Origin of the sequence: Oerskovia enterophila, assembly GCF_001692445.1 — a bacterium.
Taxonomy (GTDB): domain Bacteria; phylum Actinomycetota; class Actinomycetes; order Actinomycetales; family Cellulomonadaceae; genus Oerskovia; species Oerskovia enterophila.
This window is the reverse complement of the sequence record NZ_MAQA01000004.1, coordinates 154,510-174,748: the sequence shown is the minus strand read 5'-3', so window position 1 is coordinate 174,748 and position 20,239 is coordinate 154,510. Positions and strand designations below refer to the sequence as shown.

21 protein-coding genes are annotated in these 20,239 nt (G+C 73.4%); 13 read left to right on the top strand and 8 right to left on the bottom strand.

What is annotated here, in order from left to right:
* A partial coding sequence (locus OERS_RS03305; protein WP_068624394.1) for a phosphatase PAP2 family protein occupies nt 1–692 on the bottom strand: 692 nt, incomplete at its 3' end.
* 126 nt (nt 693–818) lie between these two features.
* Here OERS_RS03305 and OERS_RS03300 point away from each other — a divergent pair.
* Complete coding sequence (locus tag OERS_RS03300; RefSeq protein WP_068624441.1) at nt 819–1,655, top strand: CPBP family intramembrane glutamic endopeptidase; 837 nt, start codon at nt 819–821, stop codon at nt 1,653–1,655.
* Between the two features lie 24 nt (nt 1,656–1,679).
* Here OERS_RS03300 and OERS_RS03295 read toward each other — a convergent pair whose 3' ends face one another.
* Entirely contained in the window at nt 1,680–2,609 is a 930-nt protein-coding gene (locus OERS_RS03295; protein ID WP_068624392.1) for a LysR family substrate-binding domain-containing protein, read from the bottom strand.
* Between the two features lie 59 nt (nt 2,610–2,668).
* Here OERS_RS03295 and OERS_RS03290 point away from each other — a divergent pair, with 59 nt between their 5' ends.
* On the top strand, nt 2,669–3,103 hold the full coding sequence (locus OERS_RS03290; protein WP_056645819.1) for a DUF5997 family protein: 435 nt from the start codon (nt 2,669–2,671) through the stop codon (nt 3,101–3,103).
* Nucleotides 3,104–3,138: 35 nt separating this feature from the next.
* Here the strand turns inward: OERS_RS03290 and OERS_RS03285 are convergent, their stop codons facing one another.
* Together OERS_RS03285 and OERS_RS03280 are read right to left on the bottom strand one after the other, a co-directional pair.
* Complete coding sequence (locus OERS_RS03285; protein WP_248948314.1) at nt 3,139–3,447, bottom strand: Rdx family protein; 309 nt, start codon at nt 3,445–3,447, stop codon at nt 3,139–3,141.
* A 262-nt stretch (nt 3,448–3,709) separates the two neighbouring features.
* A complete protein-coding gene (locus OERS_RS03280; RefSeq protein ID WP_169834187.1) occupies nt 3,710–4,321 on the bottom strand; it encodes a LysE/ArgO family amino acid transporter in 612 nt (203 codons plus the stop codon).
* Between the two features lie 69 nt (nt 4,322–4,390).
* Here OERS_RS03280 and OERS_RS03275 point away from each other — a divergent pair, with 69 nt between their 5' ends.
* Nucleotides 4,391–5,260, top strand: coding sequence for an ArgP/LysG family DNA-binding transcriptional regulator (locus tag OERS_RS03275; RefSeq protein WP_068624390.1), 870 nt, complete (start codon nt 4,391–4,393; stop codon nt 5,258–5,260).
* A 34-nt stretch (nt 5,261–5,294) separates the two neighbouring features.
* Nucleotides 5,295–6,542 (top strand): class I SAM-dependent methyltransferase, encoded by a 1,248-nt coding sequence (locus OERS_RS03270; RefSeq protein WP_248948313.1) that lies wholly within the window; start codon nt 5,295–5,297, stop codon nt 6,540–6,542.
* Nucleotides 6,543–6,577: 35 nt separating this feature from the next.
* Here OERS_RS03270 and OERS_RS03265 read toward each other — a convergent pair whose 3' ends face one another.
* Complete coding sequence (locus OERS_RS03265; RefSeq protein ID WP_056645814.1) at nt 6,578–6,982, bottom strand: FKBP-type peptidyl-prolyl cis-trans isomerase; 405 nt, start codon at nt 6,980–6,982, stop codon at nt 6,578–6,580.
* A gap of 198 nt (nt 6,983–7,180) precedes the next feature.
* Here OERS_RS03265 and OERS_RS03260 point away from each other — a divergent pair, with 198 nt between their 5' ends.
* From OERS_RS03260 to OERS_RS03245, 4 genes are all read left to right on the top strand, one after another.
* Complete coding sequence (locus tag OERS_RS03260) at nt 7,181–9,205, top strand: glycoside hydrolase family 15 protein (protein WP_083201183.1); 2,025 nt, start codon at nt 7,181–7,183, stop codon at nt 9,203–9,205.
* 81 nt (nt 9,206–9,286) lie between these two features.
* On the top strand, nt 9,287–10,147 hold the full coding sequence (locus OERS_RS03255; protein ID WP_068624389.1) for an alpha/beta fold hydrolase: 861 nt from the start codon (nt 9,287–9,289) through the stop codon (nt 10,145–10,147).
* Nucleotides 10,140–10,736: a TetR/AcrR family transcriptional regulator gene (locus tag OERS_RS03250; RefSeq protein WP_082848744.1), complete on the top strand. Its 597-nt coding sequence runs from the start codon at nt 10,140–10,142 to the stop codon at nt 10,734–10,736. The genes OERS_RS03255 and OERS_RS03250 overlap by 8 nt, the downstream gene beginning before the upstream one ends.
* A 36-nt stretch (nt 10,737–10,772) precedes the next feature.
* On the top strand, nt 10,773–11,471 hold the full coding sequence (locus tag OERS_RS03245) for a hypothetical protein (protein ID WP_082848736.1): 699 nt from the start codon (nt 10,773–10,775) through the stop codon (nt 11,469–11,471).
* Nucleotides 11,472–11,598: 127 nt separating this feature from the next.
* Here the strand turns inward: OERS_RS03245 and OERS_RS03240 are convergent, their stop codons facing one another.
* From OERS_RS03240 to OERS_RS03230, 3 genes are read right to left on the bottom strand one after another with little or no spacing between them, the layout of a single operon-like run.
* Nucleotides 11,599–13,005 carry a cystathionine beta-synthase gene (locus OERS_RS03240; RefSeq protein WP_056645807.1) on the bottom strand — a complete coding sequence of 469 codons (1,407 nt, stop codon included), beginning with the start codon at nt 13,003–13,005 and terminating at the stop codon, nt 11,599–11,601.
* A gap of 7 nt (nt 13,006–13,012) precedes the next feature.
* Entirely contained in the window at nt 13,013–13,504 is a 492-nt protein-coding gene (locus OERS_RS03235; RefSeq protein ID WP_139107675.1) for a hypothetical protein, read from the bottom strand.
* A gap of 59 nt (nt 13,505–13,563) precedes the next feature.
* A complete protein-coding gene (locus OERS_RS03230) occupies nt 13,564–14,433 on the bottom strand; it encodes a Bax inhibitor-1/YccA family protein (RefSeq protein ID WP_056645800.1) in 870 nt (289 codons plus the stop codon).
* Nucleotides 14,434–14,719: 286 nt separating this feature from the next.
* Here OERS_RS03230 and OERS_RS03225 point away from each other — a divergent pair, with 286 nt between their 5' ends.
* The 5 genes from OERS_RS03225 (at nt 14,720) to OERS_RS03205 (ending at nt 20,215) form a co-directional block, all read left to right on the top strand.
* Nucleotides 14,720–15,694: an ABC transporter ATP-binding protein gene (locus tag OERS_RS03225; protein WP_056645797.1), complete on the top strand. Its 975-nt coding sequence runs from the start codon at nt 14,720–14,722 to the stop codon at nt 15,692–15,694.
* A complete protein-coding gene (locus tag OERS_RS03220) occupies nt 15,691–16,575 on the top strand; it encodes an ABC transporter permease subunit (RefSeq protein WP_056645794.1) in 885 nt (294 codons plus the stop codon). The genes OERS_RS03225 and OERS_RS03220 overlap by 4 nt, the downstream gene beginning before the upstream one ends.
* Before the next feature lie 65 nt (nt 16,576–16,640).
* On the top strand, nt 16,641–18,083 hold the full coding sequence (locus OERS_RS03215) for a sensor histidine kinase (RefSeq protein WP_068624384.1): 1,443 nt from the start codon (nt 16,641–16,643) through the stop codon (nt 18,081–18,083).
* Nucleotides 18,084–18,187: 104 nt separating this feature from the next.
* Nucleotides 18,188–18,832 (top strand): response regulator, encoded by a 645-nt coding sequence (locus OERS_RS03210; RefSeq protein ID WP_197486996.1) that lies wholly within the window; start codon nt 18,188–18,190, stop codon nt 18,830–18,832.
* 105 nt (nt 18,833–18,937) lie between these two features.
* Nucleotides 18,938–20,215 carry an alpha/beta hydrolase family protein gene (locus OERS_RS03205; protein WP_068624382.1) on the top strand — a complete coding sequence of 426 codons (1,278 nt, stop codon included), beginning with the start codon at nt 18,938–18,940 and terminating at the stop codon, nt 20,213–20,215.
* The last annotated feature ends 24 nt before the right edge of the window (nt 20,216–20,239 follow it).

Sequence of the window (20,239 nt, the reverse complement as noted above, 5' to 3'; positions counted from 1 at the left end):
CCCGCCGCCCCCGGCCCCCGCAGCGCCAGGACGACCGCCACGACGACGCACACACCGACCGTCGCACCGGCGACGACGTCGTGCGGGAAGTGAACCCCCTGCACCAGGCGCGCCGCGCCCGTGACGACCGCGAGGACCACGGGCGCGACGACCATGGCCCGGTGCGGCGGGAGGCGACGCGCGCGGCGGAACCGGAGCGCCGTCGTCGTGCCGAACAGGGTGTCCGCGGCTCCCCCGCGGGCCCGGCCCGTCGCGAGCGCCGTGAGGACCACCGAGGTCGCGAGCGCGAACGCGATGGTCGTGTGGTTGCTCGGGAACGACCAGTCCCCCGCCTCGGGGCAGTGCGCGATCTCGATGAGGTCCCAGCAGCCGCGGGGCTGCTGGACGACGGTCTTGGCGACCTCGGACGTCGCGTACGCGAGCACGGCCCCCGCGCCGCCGACGACCGCGGTCGCGACGGCCACGAGCCCCGCCCCGCGCGCCTGCCAGGCCGCGAGCAGCCACAGCAGCGCAAGGACGATCACGCCGGCCTCGGCGACCAGCTCGACCCCGGGCAGGTCTGCGGTACGGGCGGTGACCGCGAGATAGAGGTCGGTGCTCGGACCGCGCACGAGCAGCAGCGACGGCACGATCACGGCGGCCGCGAGCAGCCAGAGCAGGGCCAGGAAGAGAGGCGATCTGGGGGACTTCACCCCGGAATGGTACGGAGGTGAACAGGGGATGAACATCCGCCCACGGTCGGACCCGGCGACCTCCCGGCAACCCTCGCGCGGCCCACACCCCGCCTTCACGAGCCCAGCCGTGGCATCGTGGGGCGCGTGACCGCAGCCCGCAGCGCCGCCCCTCCCGCGACGGTCCTGCGCGTCGCCTGGCGGCTTCTCGCCGCGGCGCTCGTGTGCGGGTCGGCGGTCCTCCTGTTCGCGGTGCACGTGCGGCCGCTCGGGTACGTCCCGCTCGTCGCGGGCGTGGCGCTGGGCCTCGTGGTCGACCGGCGGCTCGGGCGCGACCTGCTGCTGATCGCGCTCGGCATGGGCATCATCAGCACCATCCCGCTCGCGGCGGACCTGAGCGACGCCGGGATCGCGCGCTTCGCCGTGGTGCTCTCGCTCGCGGTGCTGGTCCCGTGGGCCGTCTCGCGCTACGTCTACCGCGACGACGCGATCCGGTTCCCCGTGCGCACGGGGAGGCGCTGGAACCGGACGCAGATCGTGTACCTGCTCGTCGTCCTGGTCGCGGGCTACCTGATCCTGCCCGCGTACTTCATCGGGTCGGGCTCCTACCAGAACTGGCCGCCGATCGAGACGCCGCAGGAGATCGCGCGGCTCTTCGTGGGCGTCAACGCCGTGGGGATCTGGGACGAGCTGTTCTTCGTGTGCGTCGTGTTCGCGCTGCTGCGCCGCCACTTCGCGCTGTGGCCCGCGAACCTCCTGCAGGCGACGGTCTTCGTGTCGTTCCTGTGGGAGCTGGGCTACCGCAGCTGGGGTCCGCTCCTGACGATCCCGTTCGCGCTGGTCCAGGGCTGGATCTTCGCGCGCACCAAGTCGCTGACCTACGTGGTGTGCGTGCACCTGCTGTTCGACGCGATCGTGTTCGCGGTGCTGGTGCACGCGCACCACCCGGAGCTGTTCGCCGTGTTCGTCACGGGCGGACGCTGAGCCGCCCACCCGGGCAGCGCCGGGTCAGCGCCCCTTCTTGCGGCCCTTCATCGACTGCGACTTGCCGAGCCGCTTGGCGACCGACCTGCCGGACTTCTTGCCGCCGCTCGGGGCCTGCTTGGCGCCGCTGCGCGCGGCGGCGCTCGTGGCCCTCGCCCCCTTGCCGCCTGCACCGTTCTTGCTGCCCGACGACGAACGCCCGTCCTTCTTCTTGCTCGTCTCGGGCGTGGGGGGCGTCGGGCCGGCCACGCCTCGCGAGCTGTTCGCGGTGCGGCCGCGCACGATGCCGATGAACTCCTCGACGAGGTCCGTCTTGTCCTCGGTGACCCAGCCCAGCGCGACCGGCGCCTCGGGGCCGTCGCCGAGCGGCCGGTACGTCAGGTCCTTGCGGTGGTGCAGCCGCGCGAGGGACTGCGGCACGACCAGCAGCCCGATCCCCGCGGCGACCAGCTCGATCGCGTCGGCCGTGGTGGCGGGCCGCTCGCGCGCGGGCTTGCCGGGCAGCGCGGGCCGGTCGTCGTCCGCGGCAGCGCCGTCGGGGCCCTCGGCCCAGCCCAGCACGTCGTCGAGCGGGTGCAGGAGCACCTCGTCGGCGAGGTCGGCCACGGTGAGCGCTTCGTCACTCTCGAGCGCCGCGAAGACGTGGTCGCGAGGCACGACGACGACGGGCACCTCGGTGTACATCGCGATGTGGCTCAGGTCCTCGCTGCGCACGGGGCGCCGCAGGATCGCGACGTCCGCTCCGCCGTCGAGCAGGAGGGCCTCGACCTGCGCGGACGGCACCGCGAGCGCCTCGATACGCACCTCGGGGACGCGGTCGATCCACGTCCGCACCCACTTGGACGGGGTGACGCCGGGGACGTAGGCCACGCGGAAGCCGGGGGCCTGCGCGTCGGATACGTCCTCGGCCGGTTGCTCGGCCTCGTGCTCGGCGCTGCGCGCAGTCTCTTCCACCCGACAACACTAGCCGCCCCGGGACGAGGAACCGCGGCCGGGACCGATACCCTGGGACCATGAGCACCCCGCACTCCTCCCAGACCATGAAGCCCGCTACCGCGGCGAAGAAGCTCGGGGTGTACCTTCCCGCCACTCCCCAGGAGTTCCAGGAGGGGACCATCACGCGCGGCCAGCTCGAGGAGCTGGAGACCAACCCGCCCGAGTGGCTCGTCGAGCTCCGCCGCAACGGACCCCACCCGCGACCCGTCGTCGCCGGTCGCCTGAACGTCTCGATCGCGGGTCTGGCCCGCGGCGGCGTCGAGGAAGCACTGACCACCGAGCAGATCAACGAGCTCCGTGAGGACCCGCCGGCGTGGCTCGAGCGCGAGCGCACCGTCCAGGCCGAGGTCCGCGCCGAGGAGGAGCGCATCAAGGAGCGCGACCTCAAGAAGGCCAAGAAGGTCGCACGCGCGAACCGCGAGGCCGAGCACAAGGCCGCGGCGGGCGAGTGACGCCTCGCGTCGTCTGAGCGGCCCGGAGGCAGCGGCTAGGAGGCGCCCCCGGCGCGGTCGGTGTGACCGAGCGCGAGGCCGGGGGCCACGCGGTCGCGCACGATCCGCTTGAGCACCGGGACCTCGGGGAAGCCCTTCTTCTCCTTGCGGTCCCACACCAGCTCGTCACCCACGTGGATCTGGAAGATCCCGCCCGTGCCGGGCACCAGCGCCACCTCGGTGAGCCGGGTCCCGAACGTCGTCAGCAGCTCCTGCGCGAGCCACGCCGCGCGCAGCATCCAGTTGCACTGCGTGCAGTAGGTGATGGCCACGCGGGCCGGGGTCTCGGTGCTCTGTTCGTCCACGCGCCCAGCGTGCCAGACGGCGGGGCCCGCCGGGGCGCCGTGGCCGTCAGTTGGCATCCGTGGGCATCCGTGCCCATCCGTGCCCCTCCGTGGCGCCGATCACGACGTTGCGCTCGCTCGAGCACGACCTTGCGGTCGCCAAGCCCGCCAGAACGACCACGACCTCGTGCTCGGCACCGACCCGGCAGCCCCACGACACCGCTACCCGTGTTCAGCACCGGGGCGCACCACGGTTCCGGGTCGACACCCGGAGGGCGACACGTCAGCGCACCACGAGCACGACCGCGAGCACGGCCATGACGAGCGCGATCCCGCCGTCGAGCACGCGCCACGCGACGGGTCGTGCGAAGACCGGGGCGAGCACTCGCGCCCCGAATCCCAGCGTCGTGAACCACACGATGCTCGCGATCCCCGCCCCGGCCCCGAAGACCCAGCGCCCGCTCTCCCCGTACGCGGCCGCGAGCGAGCCGAGCAGCAGGACCGTGTCGAGGTAGACGTGCGGGTTGAGCCACGTCAGGGCGAGCGCGGTCCCGACGGCGGCACCCACCGACATCCGCAGCCCACCTCCGGCCGCCTCGAGGGTCGCGGGACGCAGCGCGCGCCGGGCGGCCTGCACCGCCAGGACGAGCAGGAACGCGGCACCTCCCCAGCGCACGACCGCGAGCAGCACGGGTGCGTTCGAGACGAGCACGCCCAGGCCCGCGACGCCCGCCGCGACGAGCACCAGGTCCGACAGCGCGCACACCAGGACCACGGGCAGGACGTGCTCGCGCCGCAGCCCCTGCCGGAGCACGAACGCGTTCTGCGAGCCGATCGCGACGATCAGGGACAGTCCGGTGCCGAGGCCGGCGATCAGGGGCGCGAGGGTGGTCACGCCCTCCACGGTAGGCACGGCCCGGGGTTCAGTACAGCGAATGTTTCTGCAGAACCCTAAGATCTGCTCATGGTGGACCTCCAGCCCGACCAGCTCCGGACGCTCGACGCGATCGCGACCACGGGCACGTTCGAGGCCGCCGCGCAGCACCTCGGCGTGACCCCTTCCGCCGTCAGCCAGCGCATGCGTGCGCTCGAGGCCGCCGTAGGCCAGGTGCTGGTGCGCCGGGGCCGGCCCGCGACGCTCACGGCGCCCGGCGAGGTGCTCGTGCGCCACGCGCGCCGGCTCGCGCTCCAGCACGCCGAGGTCCTGGCCGAGCTGGACCTCACCTCGGGCAGCACCCCGGAGATCACGCTCGTCATCACGGGCGACGCCCTGACGACCTGGGCCCTGCCCGTGCTCGCCGAGGCCTCGTCCTGGGCCCGGCTGGAGATCCTGCGCGAGGACCAGGACCACTCGATCGACCTCCTGCGGGACGGCACGGCCGTCGCCACGATCACGTCGGTCGCCGCTGCCGTGCCCGGCTGCCGCTCGACGCCGTTGGGCCGGATGCGCTACCGCCCCTTCGCGAGCCCCGCGTTCGTCGAGCGCTGGTTCCCCGGGGGTCCCACGACTGCCGCGCTCGCTGCGGCGCCCGTCCTGGTGTTCGACCGCAAGGACGACCTCCAGGACCGCTACCTGCGTGGTCGTGCGGGCGGCCCGCGCCACCACGTCCCGGCCTCGCACGAGTTCCTGCGGGCGGTCGAGCTCGGCATGGGCTGGGGCATGCTGCCCGACCTCCAGAGCCAGGAGGCGGAGGCTGCAGGCCGGCTCGTGGGGTTCGACGACGCAGCGAGCCTGACCGTGCCGCAGTACTGGCAGCAGTGGCGCCTGCACTCCCCGACGCTCGACCGGGTCGCGGCGGCGGTCCGCGAGGCCGCCGCCGCCCACCTGCGCTGACGCCGGGCGGGTCGGGGCAGGGCAGACTTGTCCTGTGCCCTCCCCCACCTCCGACCACCCCGTCACGCCCAGCACGCCTGCGCGCCCCCAGCCCGCGCGCGACCAGGCCGCCCTCGACCGGCTGCTCGCGGGGCTCGAGCGCTTCGCGCCCGACGACGGCCCCGGTCACCCGCGCGGCGGTACGGCAGACCCCACGCTCGTGGCGGTCGACGCGACCGACAGGCTGCTGCTCGACGAGGCCGCGAGCGCCCTGGCCGCGACCGGCCCCGGGGAGGTCGTCGTGATCGACGACCGGTTCGGGGCGCTGACCCTGGGTGCCGTGGTGGCGCACGGGCTCTCGGGCGTCCGGGTCCACCAGGACGCCCTCATGAGCGAGACCGCCCTGGACCGCAACGCCCAGGAAGCGTCGCGCGGCGCGTTCCCCGGCCTGGACGCCACGTTCACCCATCTCCCGCTCGGTGAGGACCTGCTGCGGGGGGCACGCGTCGTCGTGCTCCAGCTCCCGCGCTCGCTCGCCGCGCTCCGCGACGTCGCGGAGCACGTGGCGCGGTACGCCGCCCCGGACGTGCTCCTGCTCGCGGGGGGCCGCCTCAAGCACATGACCCCGGCCATGAACGACGTGCTGGCGGAGTCCTTCACGGACGTGCGGGCGAGCCTCGCGCGGCAGAAGTCGCGCGTCCTGGTGGCCCGCGGGCCCCGGCCCTCCGTCGACCTCACGTATCCCGTGACCGCGCACCTGGGCGAGCTCGACCTGGACGTGGTCGCGTACGGCGCGGCGTTCGCGGGCGCGAGCCTCGACATCGGCACGCGCTACCTGCTGGGCTTCCTCGACCAGGTCTCGCCCGGTGCGACCGATGCCGTGGACCTGGGCTGCGGCACGGGCATCCTCGCGGTCTCGTTCGCGCGCTCGCGCCCGGACGCCCTGGTCGTGGCGACCGACCAGTCGGAGGCCGCGGTGCGCTCGGCCCGCGCCACGGCAGAGGCCGACGGCGTGGGCGAGCGGGTGCGCGTGGTGCGCGACGACGTGGGTTCCTCGCTCGCGGACCGCAGCGCCGACGTCGTGCTGTGCAACCCGCCCTTCCACCAGGGCGCGGCCCTGAGCACGGGCGTCGCGCACCGCATGTTCGCGGCCGCAGGGCGCGTGCTGCGCCCGGGCGGTGAGCTGTGGACCGTCTACAACTCGCACCTGCGCTACCGTCCCGCGCTCGAGCGCGCTGTCGGCCCCACGACGCAGGCGGGCCGGGGCCCCAAGTTCACGGTGACGCGCAGCGTCGCCCGGTGAGGACCTGAGGGCCCCGGCCCGTCAGTCGCGAGGAGTCACTGGACCCCGACGACGTCCACCACGAAGACCAGCGTGTCCGTGCCGCCGATGCCCGCCTGGGGGACGCCGCGCATGCCGTAGCCGTGCTCCGGCGGGATCGAGAGCAGGACGCGCGAGCCGACGTTCTGGCCCACGAGGCCCTTGTCCCAGCCGCCGATGACCGCGCCGGTCCCGATGGGGAACGAGATGGTCTGGCCGCGGTCGTACGAGGTGTCGAAGATGTCGCCGTCCCACACCTGACCCAGGTAGTTCACGACGATGGTGCGACCCGCGGTGACGACGGGGCCGCTGCCCTCCTCGAGGACCTGGACCTGGAGGCCGGCGGGTGCGCCGCCCTCGGGGAAGGTCAGGACGGGCTTGTCGCCGAACGTGCCGGACGCGGTGGGGAGCTGCGTGCTCATGGTGCTACCTCTCGGTGGGAGTCAGGGTTTCGGGGACAAGCCTAAGCGCCCGGCAGCGGCCAGCACCGGCCCGCGCCGGTGCACCCCTGCCCGACTCGGCCCGCCCGACGCCGGAGCGCACCGCACGCTCCTGGGTGCGCTCCGCCGTCGGGCACCGCTCCACCTGACAACTGCCGCCCCGAGGCGCACGCTGGCTGCATGAACGCTCCGCGTGCCGATCGCGAGACCACCCAGGACGCCGCCCCGCTCGCCCCGGCGGACTCGGCCCGGCCCGTGGACGCGGGCGACGGGCTCGACTCGCCCGTGACGCACGCGGGCGGCGCCCAGGTGCCGAGCGGGCGACGTTCGGCGTACCCCGGGATCGCGGAGTACGCGTTCCTGTCCGACTGCGAGTGCAACGCGCTCGTGGCCCCGAGCGGCGCGATCGAGTGGATGTGCGTGCCGCGCCCCGACGCGCCCAGCATCTTCGCGGCGGTGCTCGACCGGGGGGCGGGCTCGTTCCGCGTGGGGCCGTACGGCGCGCGCGTGCCTGCGGCGCGGCGCTACGTGCCGGGCACGCTCGTGCTCGAGACGACGTGGCAGACGCCCACGGGCTGGCTCGTCGTGCGCGACGCGATGCTCATGGGGCCGTGGCACAACGTCGACGAACGCTCACGGACGCACCGGCGCACGCCCACGGACTGCGACGCCGAGCACATGCTGCTGCGCACCATCGTGTGCGTCAACGGCACCGTGGACGTCGAGGTCGTGTGCGAGCCGCTCCCGGACTACGGGCGCGAGCCCGCGCGGTGGGAGTACGAGGGGCCCACGTACAGCACGCTCGTGACCCGCTCGGCGCACGCCTCGACCCCCGACCTGCGCCTGAGCGGCAGCCTGCGGCTCGGCGTCGAGGACCGTCGCGCGCAGGGCCGCACGCGCATGAGCGCGGGCGAGACCGCGTACGTCACGCTGTCGTGGTCCGACCGTCCCACCCCCACGACCTGGCCCGAGGCCGCCGACGCCCTGGGCCGCACCGAGCAGTACTGGCGCGACTGGATCACGCAGGGCGTCTTCCCCGACCACCCGTGGCGTTCGTACCTCCAGCGCAGCGCGCTCACGCTCAAGGGGCTCACGTACGCCCCGACCGGGGCGCTGCTCGCCGCCGCGACCACGTCCCTGCCCGAGGCACCCCAGGGCGAGCGGAACTGGGACTACCGCTACGCGTGGGTCCGCGACTCGACGTTCGCGCTGTGGGGCCTGTACACCCTGGGCCTCGACCGCGAGGCAGACGACTTCTTCGCGTTCGTGCACGACGTCTGCCGGGACGGGCGCGAGCTGCAGATCATGTACGGCGTGGGGGGCGAGACCGAGCTCACCGAGAGCACGCTCGACCACCTTGCGGGGTACGACGACGCCCGACCGGTGCGCGTCGGGAACGCCGCGTACGACCAGCAGCAGCACGACATGTGGGGCGCCGTGCTCGACTCGGTGTACCTGCACGCCAAGTCGCGCGAGCAGCTGCCCGAGTCCCTGTGGCCCGTCCTCAAGGCCCAGGTCGAGGAGGCCGCCGCGCACTGGCGCGAGCCCGACCGCGGGCTGTGGGAGATCCGCGGCGAGCCCCAGCACTTCACGTCGTCGAAGGTCATGTGCTGGGTCGCTCTCGACCGCGGGGCGCGCCTGGCCCGGATGTACGACGAGCCCGACTACGCCGACCAGTGGCAGGCCGTGGCCGACGAGATCCGCGCCGACGTGCTCGAGCACGGGGTCGACGCGCGCGGGGTGCTCGTCCAGCGCTACGGCTCCGACGCCCTGGACGCGTCGCTGCTGCTCGTCCCGCTCCTGCGGTTCCTGCCGTCCGACGACCCGCGCGTGGTCGCGACGGTCGACGCGATCGCGAGCGAGCTCACGGTCAACGGGCTCGTGCTGAGGTACCGCACCGACGAGACCGACGACGGGCTCTCGGGCGAGGAGGGGACGTTCACGATCTGCTCGTTCTGGCTCGTGTCGGCGCTCGTCGAGGTCGGGGAGCTCGACCGGGCGCGGGCGCTGTGCGAGAGGCTGCTGTCGTTCGCGAGCGAGCTCGACCTGTACGCCGAGGAGATCGACCCGCACTCGGGTCGTCACCTGGGGAACTTCCCGCAGGCGTTCACGCACCTCGCGCTCATCAACGCGGTCGTGCACGTGGTGCGGGCCGAGGAGCGGCGCGACGACGCGGGGCACTTCGAGGCGGCCCGCCGACGGTGACGGGCTCTCCTGCCGAGGGTGACGGACAGACCCACGTGCCCCTCTTGCACACCCTTGGCTAATGGCATTAGCCTATTCGCTATGAGCACTCACCAGACCGTGGAGTTCCTCCCCCGCCCCGAGGGGCGCATCGCGTACACCGTGACCGGCACGGGCCCGCTCGTGGTCGCCGTCCCCGGCATGGGCGACCTGCGCTCGACCTACCGCGACCTCGTGCCCCCGCTCGTGGCCGCGGGCTACCGCGTCGCCGTGACCGACCTGCGCGGCCACGGCGACAGCGACACGACCTTCCGCACGCACGGCGACGTCGCGACGGGCCAGGACCTCCTGGCGCTCGTCGAGCAGCTGGGCGGGCCCGCGGTCCTGGTCGGGAGCTCGATGGGCGCCGGCGCCGCGACGTGGGCTGCCGCCGAGCGACCCGACGCCGTCGCGGGCCTCGTCCTCCTCGGCCCGTTCCTGCGGGACCCGGCCGTGAGCGCCGCCCGCGCCCGCGCGAGCCGGCTGCTCTACCGCGTCACCCTGGCCCGCCCCTGGGGCGCCGCCGCGTGGGCAGGCTTCTACTCGTCGCTGACCAAGGGGCGCAAGGCCCCGTGGCATGCCGAGCACGTGGCCGCGCTCCGCGCCTCGATGCGCGAGCCCGGTCGTCTGCGCAGCTTCCGCGAGCTCGCGCTCGCCCTCACGCACGCACCGGTCGAGGCGCGGCTCCCCGAGGTCCACGCCCCGGCCGTCGCGTTCATGGGGTCGCTCGACCCCGACTTCTCGGACCAGGCCGCCGAGCTCACCTGGATCCAGGAGTCGATCGGCGCGCAGGGCCACCTGGTGCCCGACGTCGGGCACTATCCGCAGCACCAGTCCCCCGACGTGGTCGCGCCCGCGACCCTCGCGTTCCTCGACGGCCTGCGCTCGTCCGCCGGTGCGCACGGCTGGGCCGCCCGTGGCTAGGGCGGGCCTGAGCCGCGAGGCGGTCACGGCCCTCGCGCTGCGGGTCGTGGACGACGGCGGCCCGCAAGGGTTCGCCGACCTCACCCTCGCGAAGGTCGCCGCGGCGGCCGGGGTCGCGACCCCGAGCCTCTACAAGCACGTCGGCTCTCTCGCGGACCTGCGGCGGTCGGTCGCCGTGGTCGCGGTCGACGACCTCACGCGCGCTGCGGCGGCGGCGACGATCGGCCGCTCGGGCCCGGACGCGCTCTCCGCGCTCGCGCACGCGATCCGCGGCTTCGCGCGCGAGCACCCGGGCAGGTACGCCGCGACGCAGGTCTCGCCCGACCTCGGCGCGCAGGCCGACGACCCGCTGTCGCTCGCGGGCGCCGAGTCCGTCGCGGTCGTCGCGGCGGTCCTGCGCGGGTTCGGCCTGCCGGAGGCCTCGACGGTCGACGCGATCCGCGCAGTGCGGTCGGCGGTCCACGGGTTCGTCTCGCTCGAGCTCCTCGGCGGGTTCGGGATGCCCGACGACGTCGACCACAGCTTCGAGGTCCTCGTCGGCCTGCTCGTGGTCGGGATCGCGGACCTCGCCCGCCCCGCCACGTCCTGACGCGACCGCCGTCCCACCCACCGAAGGAGAGCCGCCATGAACGCACCGTCGATCGACCGGACCCGCCCCGACCTGGGCCTCGTCCGCCCCCGCACTGGAGCGATCCTGCTCGTGGTCGCGGGCGTTCTCTTCCTCGCGTTCCCGCTCGTACGCCCGTGGGTCCCCGAGGACGTCGCCGCGCCGGAGCTCGCCGCCGCGCTCGCCTCGGGGCGTTGGATCGCTGCGCACCTGTGCGGCGCGGCGGGCTTCGTGCTGCTCCCCGCCTCCCTCCTCGCGCTGCGCGAGAGGCTCGCCGGGACACGGGGCCAGGCTCCGGCGTCGGGCGCGGTGGTGACGAGCTGGCTGGGAGCGGGGCTGGTCCTGCCCTACTTCGGGGCGGAGATCTTCGGGATCCATGCGATCGCGCAGGATGCCCTCTCGACCGGCAGCCTCGACTTCCTGACGACGATCGAGGCCATCCGGATGCAGCCCGTCGCGGTGACGATGTTCGGCGCGGGTCTGCTGACGATCGGCGCGAGCGGGGTGCTCGTGGCCGTGGCCGGGTGGCGCGGCGGGCTCGTGCCCCGCTGGGTGGGCGTCCCGCTCGCAGCGGGGCTCGCGCTCTACCTGCCGCAGTTCTTCACGCCGCCAGCAGGACGGATCGCGCACGGGGTGCTGCTGGCCGTTGGTTGCTGGCTCGTGGCGTGGACCCTCACCTCGAACGCCGAGGGTGACCTGGATCGGCCCCGAGGGTGACGCCCGTTCGCCGAGGGTGACCGCCACCAATGCCGAGGGTGACATCCGATGTCACCCTCGACGGGCGGTTCCGTCACCCTCGACGGGCGGTTCCGTCACCCTCGGCGGGCCGGCGAACCAGCGGCCGTCAGTGCGCCAGGAAGCCCAGCAGGTCGTGGCGCGTGAGCACCCCGACCGGGTCGCCGTCGTCGATCACGAGCAGCGCGTCGGCGTCGTGCAGCGCCGAGCGGATCGCCGCGACGCCCTCGCCCGCCCCGATGAGCGGGAACCGCGCCTCCATGTGCTTGTCCACCCGGTCGGCGAGCGACGCCTTGCCCGAGAACACCGCGTCCAGCAGGGCCCGCTCGCTCACGGCCCCCGCCACCTCGCCGATCTTGACGGGCGGCTCGGCCCCGACGACGGGCATCTGCGAGACGCCGTACTCGCGCAGGATCTCGATCGCGTCGCGCACGGTCTCGCCCGGGTGGGTGTGGACCAGGTCCGGCAGCTGCCCGCTCTTGGAGCGCAGCATGTCGCCCGCGGTCACGCCCTCCTCGGCGTCGAGGAACCCGTAGGACCGCATCCAGGAGTCGTTGAAGATCTTGGACAGGTAGCCGCGCCCGCCGTCGGGCAGGATCACGACGACCACGGCGCGTGCCGCCGCCTCGGGGTCCTCGTCCTCGAGCCGCTGCGCCAGCCGCAGCGCCGCGACCACGGCCATGCCGCACGAGCCGCCCACGAGCAGGCCCTCCTCGCGCGCGAGCCGGCGCGTCATCTCGAACGAGTCGGCGTCGCTCACGGCGATGATCTCGTCGGGCACGGTCGGGTCGTACGCGGCCGGCCAGAAGTCCTCGCCCACGCCCTCGACCAGGTAGGGACGACCGTCGCCGCCCGAGTAGACGGACCCGGCGGGGTCGGCCCCGACGACGTGCACCCGGCCACCGGCCTCGGCCTCCCGCGGGGCCGACACGTCCTTGAGGTACCGACCGGTCCCCGTGATGGTCCCGCCCGTCCCGACGCCCGCCACGAGGTGCGTGACGCGGCCGTCGGTGTCGGCCCAGATCTCCGGGCCCGTGCTCTCGTAGTGGGACGCGGGGCCGTTGGGGTTGGCGTACTGGTTGGGCTTCCAGGCCCCGGGGATCTCGGCGACGAGCCTGTCCGAGACCGAGTAGTAGGAGTCGGGGTGGTCGGGAGCCACGGCCGTGGGGGTCACGACGACGCGCGCCCCGTAGGCGGCCAGGACGTCACGCTTGTCCTGGCTCACCTTGTCGGGGCAGACGAACACGCAGTCGTACCCCTTGCGCTGCGCCACGAGCGCGAGCCCGACGCCGGTGTTCCCCGAGGTCGGCTCGACGATCGTGCCGCCGGGAGCGAGCTCGCCGGAGGCCTCGGCCGCCTCGATCATCTTGAGCGCGATGCGGTCCTTCACGGAGCCGCCGGGGTTGAGGTACTCGACCTTGGCGAGGATCGTCGCAGAGAGGCCGTCGGTCACCGATCCGAGCCGGACCAGGGGTGTCCCGCCGACGAGGTCGGAGATGTGGTGTGCGAACTTCATGCACCGATCATGCGCTGCCGAGGGCCATCCCGCCCAGCACGGCACACAGGGCGACCGCGACCCCGAGGACCACGACGAGCAGAGGACGGTCCGCAGCGTCACGTGCGAAGTACCGCCCGACGGCGCCGCTCAGACCTCCTGCCACCGCCAGGTACAGCACCGAGGCCAGGGCGACGCCGCTCGTCGCGGTGCCCGGGTTCCCGGTCGCGGCGCTCAGCAGCGAGCCGAGCACCATGAAGCTCCAGATCCCGACCCCGACGAAACCGAGCACGAAGAAGAGCGTGGTCGCCTTGCGCTCGTCCCACTCGCGCGAGATGCGGTGCCCGAGCCAGGCGACGACCGCACCGGCCGTGAGCATCACGAGCAGGATGACGACCGCGGCGACCGTGATCCACGCGACGGCGTTGGGGAGGCTGCGACCCACGAGGAGCCCGTAGGGCACCTGGAGGGCGAGCAGCGTGAAGGCAGCCAGCACGAGGCCGGCGGCAAAGACCGGCACCCGCGTCGGAACGGGTTCCGAAGCGGGTGCCGGGGACTTCTTCCGGGCGTCGGCCAAGGTCAGTCGTTGCCCTGCAGGATCGCGAACAGACGCAGGAACTCGAGGTACAGCCAGATGAGCGTGACCATGAGGCCGAACGCTGCCGACCAGGCGAACTTGGCGGGGACGCCGGCCTCGACGCCGCGCTTGATCGAGTCGAAGTCGACGATGAGCGAGGCGGCCGCGAGACCGACCGCGACGAGACCGACGATGATGCCGAGGCCGCCCGAGCGCATGCCCCAGCCGTCGAGGACGCCCGTCATCGTCAGCAGGAGGTTGACGAGCGAGAAGGCCAGGTAGCCGACCATCGCGATGATGAGCCAGCGCGTGAACTTGGGCGTGACGCGCACCTTGCCGGACTTGAAGAGGAAGAGGGCTGCGGCGAACGTCGTGACGGTCGCGAGGACCGCCTGGACCACGACGCCGTTCCACTGCGTGTTGTAGAACGCGCTGATCCCACCGAGGAACGCGCCCTGCGCGATCGTGTACGCCACGATGAGCGCGGGGCTCGGGCTCTTCTTGAACGCGTTGACCAGACCCAGGACCAGGCCGACGATCGCGCCGCCGATCCACAGGAACGGCATGGTGTCGACGAGCTGCCAGCTCGCGGCGCCCACGACGACGAGCAGAGCGAGCAGCCCACCGGTCTTGATGATGACGTCGTCGTACGTCAGGCGCTTGGTGTCCGCGGTCGTCGCGGTCGGCGCGTTGTACATGGCGTCGAGCGTCGCGGCGTCGGCGGTCTGGGCGCCGTAGCTGCCGTACTGGGCCTGCTGCGGGGGCGTGCCGTACGCGGGGTTCTGCTGGACGGTGCCCGCAGCCCCCTGGTTGGTGCGCGCGCGCTTGGGCTCGCCGAAGATGGCGCTGTTGTTGAAGACGGGGTTGCTCATGCTTCCTCCTGGTCGCGGCGTCCAGTGCCCTCTGGCGAGGCGGGTGTCGCTGGCCGTGTTTCCATCCTATGCAACGAGCGGGTTCGCGCCGGTGTTCCCGGGGGCTTCGTCCGACTTTTCCACCCGCTCGGGGCGCAGGATCGCTCCCCTGGTCGACGACGTCATCCTTGCGGCGTACGCGACCCGGTCGTGAAGATCGACCGTGCGGGGGCATCCCTGCGGACGCCCCGGTCCCTAGGCTGGAGGACGTACGAGCCACCACACGCAACCCACCCGAGGGGCGAGCATGATCGAAGCACGAGGCCTGACCAAGCGGTACGGGCCCAAGACAGCTGTCGACGGGATCTCCTTCACCGTCCAGCCCGGCCAGGTCACGGGCTTCCTGGGCCCGAACGGCGCCGGCAAGTCGACCACGATGCGCATGATCATGGGGCTCGACCGCCCGACGGCCGGTTCCGTGACCGTCAACGGTCAGCCCTACGCCGCGCACCGTTCGCCCCTGACCGAGGTCGGGGCCCTCCTCGACGCGAAGGCCGTGCACACGGGCCGCAGCGCCTACAACCACCTCCTCGCGATGGCGGCCACGCACAACATCCCGAAGACCCGCGTGCAGGAGGTCATCGAGATGACCGGTCTGCAGTCGGTCGCGAAGAAGCGCGTCGGCGGCTTCTCGCTCGGCATGGGTCAGCGCCTGGGCATCGCGTCAGCGCTGCTGGGCGACCCCAAGACGCTCATCCTCGACGAGCCGGTCAACGGCCTCGACCCCGAGGGCGTCCTCTGGGTCCGCAACCTGGCCCGCTACCTCGCGTCCGAGGGCCGGACGGTCTTCCTGTCCAGCCACCTCATGAGCGAGGTCGCGCTGACCGCGGACCACATCATCGTGATCGGCAAGGGACGCATCATCGCGAACGCGCCCGTCAAGGACATCGTCGACGGCGGCGCCCAGCACACGGTCCGCGTCCGCACCCCGCAGGCCACGCAGCTCGCCGAGCTGCTGACCCGCGATGGCGCGACGGTCACGTCGGACGAGCCCAGCCTGCTCCAGATCACGGGCGTCGAGGCGCCCGGCATCGGCGAGCTCGCCGCGGCGTCCGGCATCGTCCTGCACGAGCTCACGCCCGTGACCTCGACCCTCGAGGAGGCGTACATGCTCCTCACGGCCGACTCGGTCGAGTACCAGACCGAGTCCGCGACCCAGCACGTGGGCCACGGCGTCGACTCTCCGGCCGACGCCCCGATCTCCGAAGGAGCCAAGCGATGACCGCCGCCACCGTCTCCGCAGCACGCCCGACGGCGCAGCGCGCCTCGTCCGCCCGCCTCACCTTCGGCGGTGTCCTCAAGTCCGAGTGGATCAAGCTCTGGACCCTGCGCTCGACCGTGTGGACGCTCGCGATCACGGTCGTGGTCATGGTCGGGATCGCACTGATGTTCGCCGCGATCATCAACATCCCCGACGTCGAGACGAGCGGGGCCGACGGCGCGTCGATGTCCGACTTCTTCCCCTCGGCGACGATCGTGACGATCGGCTACTCGGTCGGACAGCTCGCCATCGCGGTGCTCGGAGTGCTCGCGATCACCGGCGAGTACTCCACGGGCATGATCCGCTCGACGTTCTCCGCCGTCCCGCGCCGCCTGCCGGCGTTCTTCGCCAAGCTGGCCGTGCTCTTCGTGACGAGCTTCGTCGTCACGCTCCTCGGCGTCGGCCTCTCGGCTCTCGTCACGGCCCCGCTGCTGTCGAACCAGGGCATGGCCCTGGACCTCGGGTCGAGCGACAACGTGCGCATCCTCGTCGGCGCGGCGCTCTACGTGGCGACCATCTCGGCTCTCTCGCTCGGCATCGGCGCGCTGCTCCGGAGCACGGCCGGAGCGATCTTCACGGTCGTCGGCCTGCTCATGGTGGTCCCGCAGATCCTGTCGATCGTCGCGATGGCCACGGGCAACAAGGTCGTGGAGAACATCTACAAGTTCCTCCCCGGGGTGGCCGGTGAGCGACTGCTCGCCACGGGCGGGTCGATCGACCCCATGACCGGAGCCTCCGCCTCGGGCGCGCTCGAACCGTGGGTCGGCTACGGCGTCCTCGTCGGCTGGACCGTCCTGGTCCTGGTCGTCGCCGCGGTGCTGCTCAAGCGTCGGGACGCCTGACCATCTCCCGCGCCGCGCACAGCCCGGCGCCGGACCACGAGACCCGTGGTCCGGCGTCGGGCGCCGTGCGTCCCGGGGCGCCCGGCGTCCCCGGTGCCGGCAAGGCACCCAAGCCCTCCACCCGGCCGCGCTCGGGCAGCATCGCGGTCTTCACCGAGCTCGACGCGCGCAAGCTCGGGCCGGTCCGCCGGTACTTCGTGCGTCACCCGGTCGTCATGGACTGGTTCGTCGCGGCCTGGTTCACCGTCCCCGGCCTGCTGACGACCCTGCTGCCGCCCGAGCACGCACGCTACGGCGTCGCCGCCGCGACGCTCGCGGGCGGCGCGGTGCTGCTGTGGCGCCGCCGCAACCCGCTCCTGACCGCCGCGGTCATCGGGGTCCTCGCGGTCCTCACGATCGCCCTCAGCGGCGACTCTGCGGGCTTCGAGCTCGCGGTCGCGTTCGCGATCTACGCGGTCGCGACGACGTACCGCCCCGCCGTGGCGTGGAGCGTGCTGGGCGCGCTGGTCCTGACCGTGTGTGCCGCGGAGATGATCTGGTACGACTTCGCGGTGAGCGAGTCCGGGGCCATCGTGCGCGCCGAGGTGGGCAGCGGCGAGGTCACGGGAGCCCGGGTCGCGGCCGTCGCGATCACGCTCACGTTCGCGCTGCTGGGCATCGCGATCGGGTCGAGCGTGCGCGGGCGGCGTCAGCACGTCGCGGACCTCGTGGGGCGCGCCAACGCGATCGCACGCGACCGCGACCAGCAGGCCCAGCTCGCGGCCGCGGCCGAGCGCGCGAGGATCTCGCGCGAGATGCACGACGTCGTCGCGCACAGCCTGACCGTCATGGTCGCGCTCGCCGACGGCGCCAAGGCCCTGGGCGCCAAGGACCCCGAGCTCGCGGGCCAGGCGCTCGACGAGCTGACCGAGACGGGCCGGGCCGCGCTCGCCGACATGCGCCGGGTCCTGGGGGTCCTGCGCGACCCCGACGGCTCGGTCGCCCCGCTCTCCCCGACCGCCGACGTCCCGACCATGGAGGACATCGCAGAACGCTTCCGGCACGCGGGCCTGCCCGTGCGGCTCGTGCGGGTCGGCGTCCAGCCGGACCCCGACCCGGGCCTGCGCCAGGCCGCGCACCGGATCGTGCAGGAGTCGCTGACCAACGTCCTGCGCTACGCGCCCCTGACGCCCATGGTCGTGGTGGAGATCGCCCGGCGTGACGCGGGCGCACCCGACGGTGGAGACTGGCTCGAGATCACGGTCACCAACAAGGCGGGCCGCGCACCGGGCGGGACGGCCCGGGACGGCGCGGACGCCCGCCCGCTGCCCGCGGGCATCGCGGGCGACCAACCCATCGGCACAGGAAGAGGGATCATCGGGATGCGCGAACGTGCGGCCGTCTACGGGGGGACGGTCACGGCCGGTCCCACGGGCTCGGGCTGGGAGGTCGTGGCGAGGCTGCGCCTCGACCGCACGGGGAGCGACCAGGCGTCCCGGCCCGACGGCGGCACGGGGGTCGCGCTGTGAGCCTCCCGCCCGCGGAGCGTCCGGGTGGTGCCGAGGGCGCCGTGCCGCACGACGCCGCGCACCCGGTCCGGGTCCTGCTCGTCGACGACCAGTCGCTGCTGCGCATGGGCTTCCGCATGATCCTGGCCGCCGAGGACGACATCGAGGTGGTCGGCGAGGCGAGCGACGGCGAGACCGCGTTCGCCCAGGCCACGGCCCTGCGCCCCGACGTGATCCTCATGGACGTACGCATGCCCGGTGTCAACGGGATCGACGCGACCGAGCGGATCGTCGCCGAGCTCCCCGCGAGCCGGGTCATCATCCTCACGACGTTCGACCTCGACGAGTACGCGTTCGCGGCGCTGCGCGTGGGTGCGAGCGGGTTCCTCCTCAAGGACGCCCGGCCCGCCGAGCTGGTCGGCGCGATCCGCAACGTCGCGAGCGGCGACGCCGCCGTCTCGCCGCGGGTCACGCGCCGGATGCTCGAGATGTTCGCGGGCTACCTGCCCGAGGACGCGCACGCCCAGGGGGCTGCCGGCCCGGGGCACGGTGTCGACGACCCCCGCCTGCGGGAGCTGACCGCACGCGAGCTCGAGGTCTTCGCCGCGCTGGGCGAGGGACTGTCGAACGCCGAGATCGCGGCGCGCTTCGTGGTCTCCGAGGCCACGGTCAAGACCCACGTCGGGCGGGTGCTGGGCAAGCTCGGTCTGCGCGACCGCGTCCAGGCCGTGGTCCTGGCGTACGAGACGGGCGTGGCGCGCCCGAGCTGAGCGACGCCGTCGGGCCGGGTGGTGGGCCGACGGGATCGGGAGGATCGTCGGAAGGGGCCCGACGCCCGTCGGCTCCGTCCCTGCACGTCGCGGAAGAGGATCGCCATGCCAGCCCACCACGACCCGTTCGACGCCGGGTTCTCCGGCGACCACGACCGCGACTACGAGATCCGGACCGTCCTCGGCGGCGCCTCGAGCGGGGCCGCCGACGTGGGCGAGGTGCTCGCTGCCGTCGCGCACGTGCGCGACAAGGATCACAGGGGATGGTTCGACGCGTGGCACGATCTCGGCGACCGGGTCGCCGGGATCGCCACGGACGCGGCGGCCGCCGGGCACGACGCGAGCGCCGCCGCCGCGTTCCTGCGGGCGTCGGCGTACTACGCGGTCGCGGTCGACGCGGTGGCCGCGCTCGAGGACGACAGCCTGCTCCTGCCCACGTTCCGCAAGCATCGCGACGCGTGGGACCGGTGGGTCGGGACGAGCGGGCTCGTCGTCGAGCGCATCGACGTCCCGTACGAGGGCACGACGCTGCCCGGGTACTTCTTCAGCGCGTCCGACGCCGCGTCCACCGCAGCGATCGCGGCCGACCCGGGGCGGGTCCCCCCGCGCTCGCTGCTCGTCGCGGTCAACGGGTCCGACGGCTCGCTGACCTCGATGTGGACGGCGTGCGTGGCGGGCGCGCTGCGCCGCGGGTACCACGCCTTCGTGTTCGACGGACCGGGTCAGCAGTCGATGCTGTTCGAGCACCAGGTGCCGTTCCGCCACGACTTCGAGGCGGTCCTGACCCCCGTGCTCGACGCGCTCGTGGACCGCCACGACGTCGATGCCGCACGGATCGCGGTCTACGGGTCGAGCCAGGGGGGCTACTGGGTGCCGCGCGCGCTGGCGTTCGAGCACCGTCCTGCCGCGGCCGTCGTCGATCCCGGGGTCGTCGAGGTCGCGGCCTCCTGGACCCGGACGATGCCGAAGACGCTCCTCAAGCTCCTCGACGAGGGCAAGGACCACGCGTTCGACCGGGACATGGACATGGGCCTGCGTCTGTCGAAGGCCACTGCGGCCACCTGGCGGTTCCGCTCCCGCCCCTACAGGGTCGAGGGGTACGCCGCCACTCTCCGCGAGGTCCAGAAGTACGACCTGCGGGACGTCGCCGCACGCATCACCACTCCCCTGCTCGTCACGGCCCCCGAGGGCGAGCAGTTCTGGCCGGGCCAGTCCGACGAGCTCGTGCGGCTCGCGCCCGACGTCGCGACGCTCGTGCGGTTCACCGCGGCCGAGGGGGCGAACCTGCACTGTCAGCCCCTCGCGCGCGCCCTGACCGAGCAGCGGGTCTTCGACTGGCTCGACGAGGCGCTCGCGCCCGTGCTCGTGACCGCCGACGACTGAGGACACGCCGAGGCCCGCCCGTCC

Coding starts and splice junctions, on each gene's coding strand:
- OERS_RS03245 (WP_082848736.1), top strand. CDS start 10,773: ATGAACGCACCGTCGATCGACCGGACCCGCCCCGACCTGGGCCTCGTC.
- OERS_RS03265 (WP_056645814.1), bottom strand. CDS start 6,982: ATGAGCACGCAGCTCCCCACCGCGTCCGGCACGTTCGGCGACAAGCCC.
- OERS_RS03290 (WP_056645819.1), top strand. CDS start 2,669: ATGAGCACCCCGCACTCCTCCCAGACCATGAAGCCCGCTACCGCGGCG.
- OERS_RS03275 (WP_068624390.1), top strand. CDS start 4,391: ATGGTGGACCTCCAGCCCGACCAGCTCCGGACGCTCGACGCGATCGCG.
- OERS_RS03240 (WP_056645807.1), bottom strand. CDS start 13,005: ATGAAGTTCGCACACCACATCTCCGACCTCGTCGGCGGGACACCCCTG.
- OERS_RS03260 (WP_083201183.1), top strand. CDS start 7,181: ATGAACGCTCCGCGTGCCGATCGCGAGACCACCCAGGACGCCGCCCCG.
- OERS_RS03220 (WP_056645794.1), top strand. CDS start 15,691: ATGACCGCCGCCACCGTCTCCGCAGCACGCCCGACGGCGCAGCGCGCC.
- OERS_RS03210 (WP_197486996.1), top strand. CDS start 18,188: ATGGGCTTCCGCATGATCCTGGCCGCCGAGGACGACATCGAGGTGGTC.
- OERS_RS03225 (WP_056645797.1), top strand. CDS start 14,720: ATGATCGAAGCACGAGGCCTGACCAAGCGGTACGGGCCCAAGACAGCT.
- OERS_RS03205 (WP_068624382.1), top strand. CDS start 18,938: ATGCCAGCCCACCACGACCCGTTCGACGCCGGGTTCTCCGGCGACCAC.
- OERS_RS03230 (WP_056645800.1), bottom strand. CDS start 14,433: ATGAGCAACCCCGTCTTCAACAACAGCGCCATCTTCGGCGAGCCCAAG.
- OERS_RS03255 (WP_068624389.1), top strand. CDS start 9,287: ATGAGCACTCACCAGACCGTGGAGTTCCTCCCCCGCCCCGAGGGGCGC.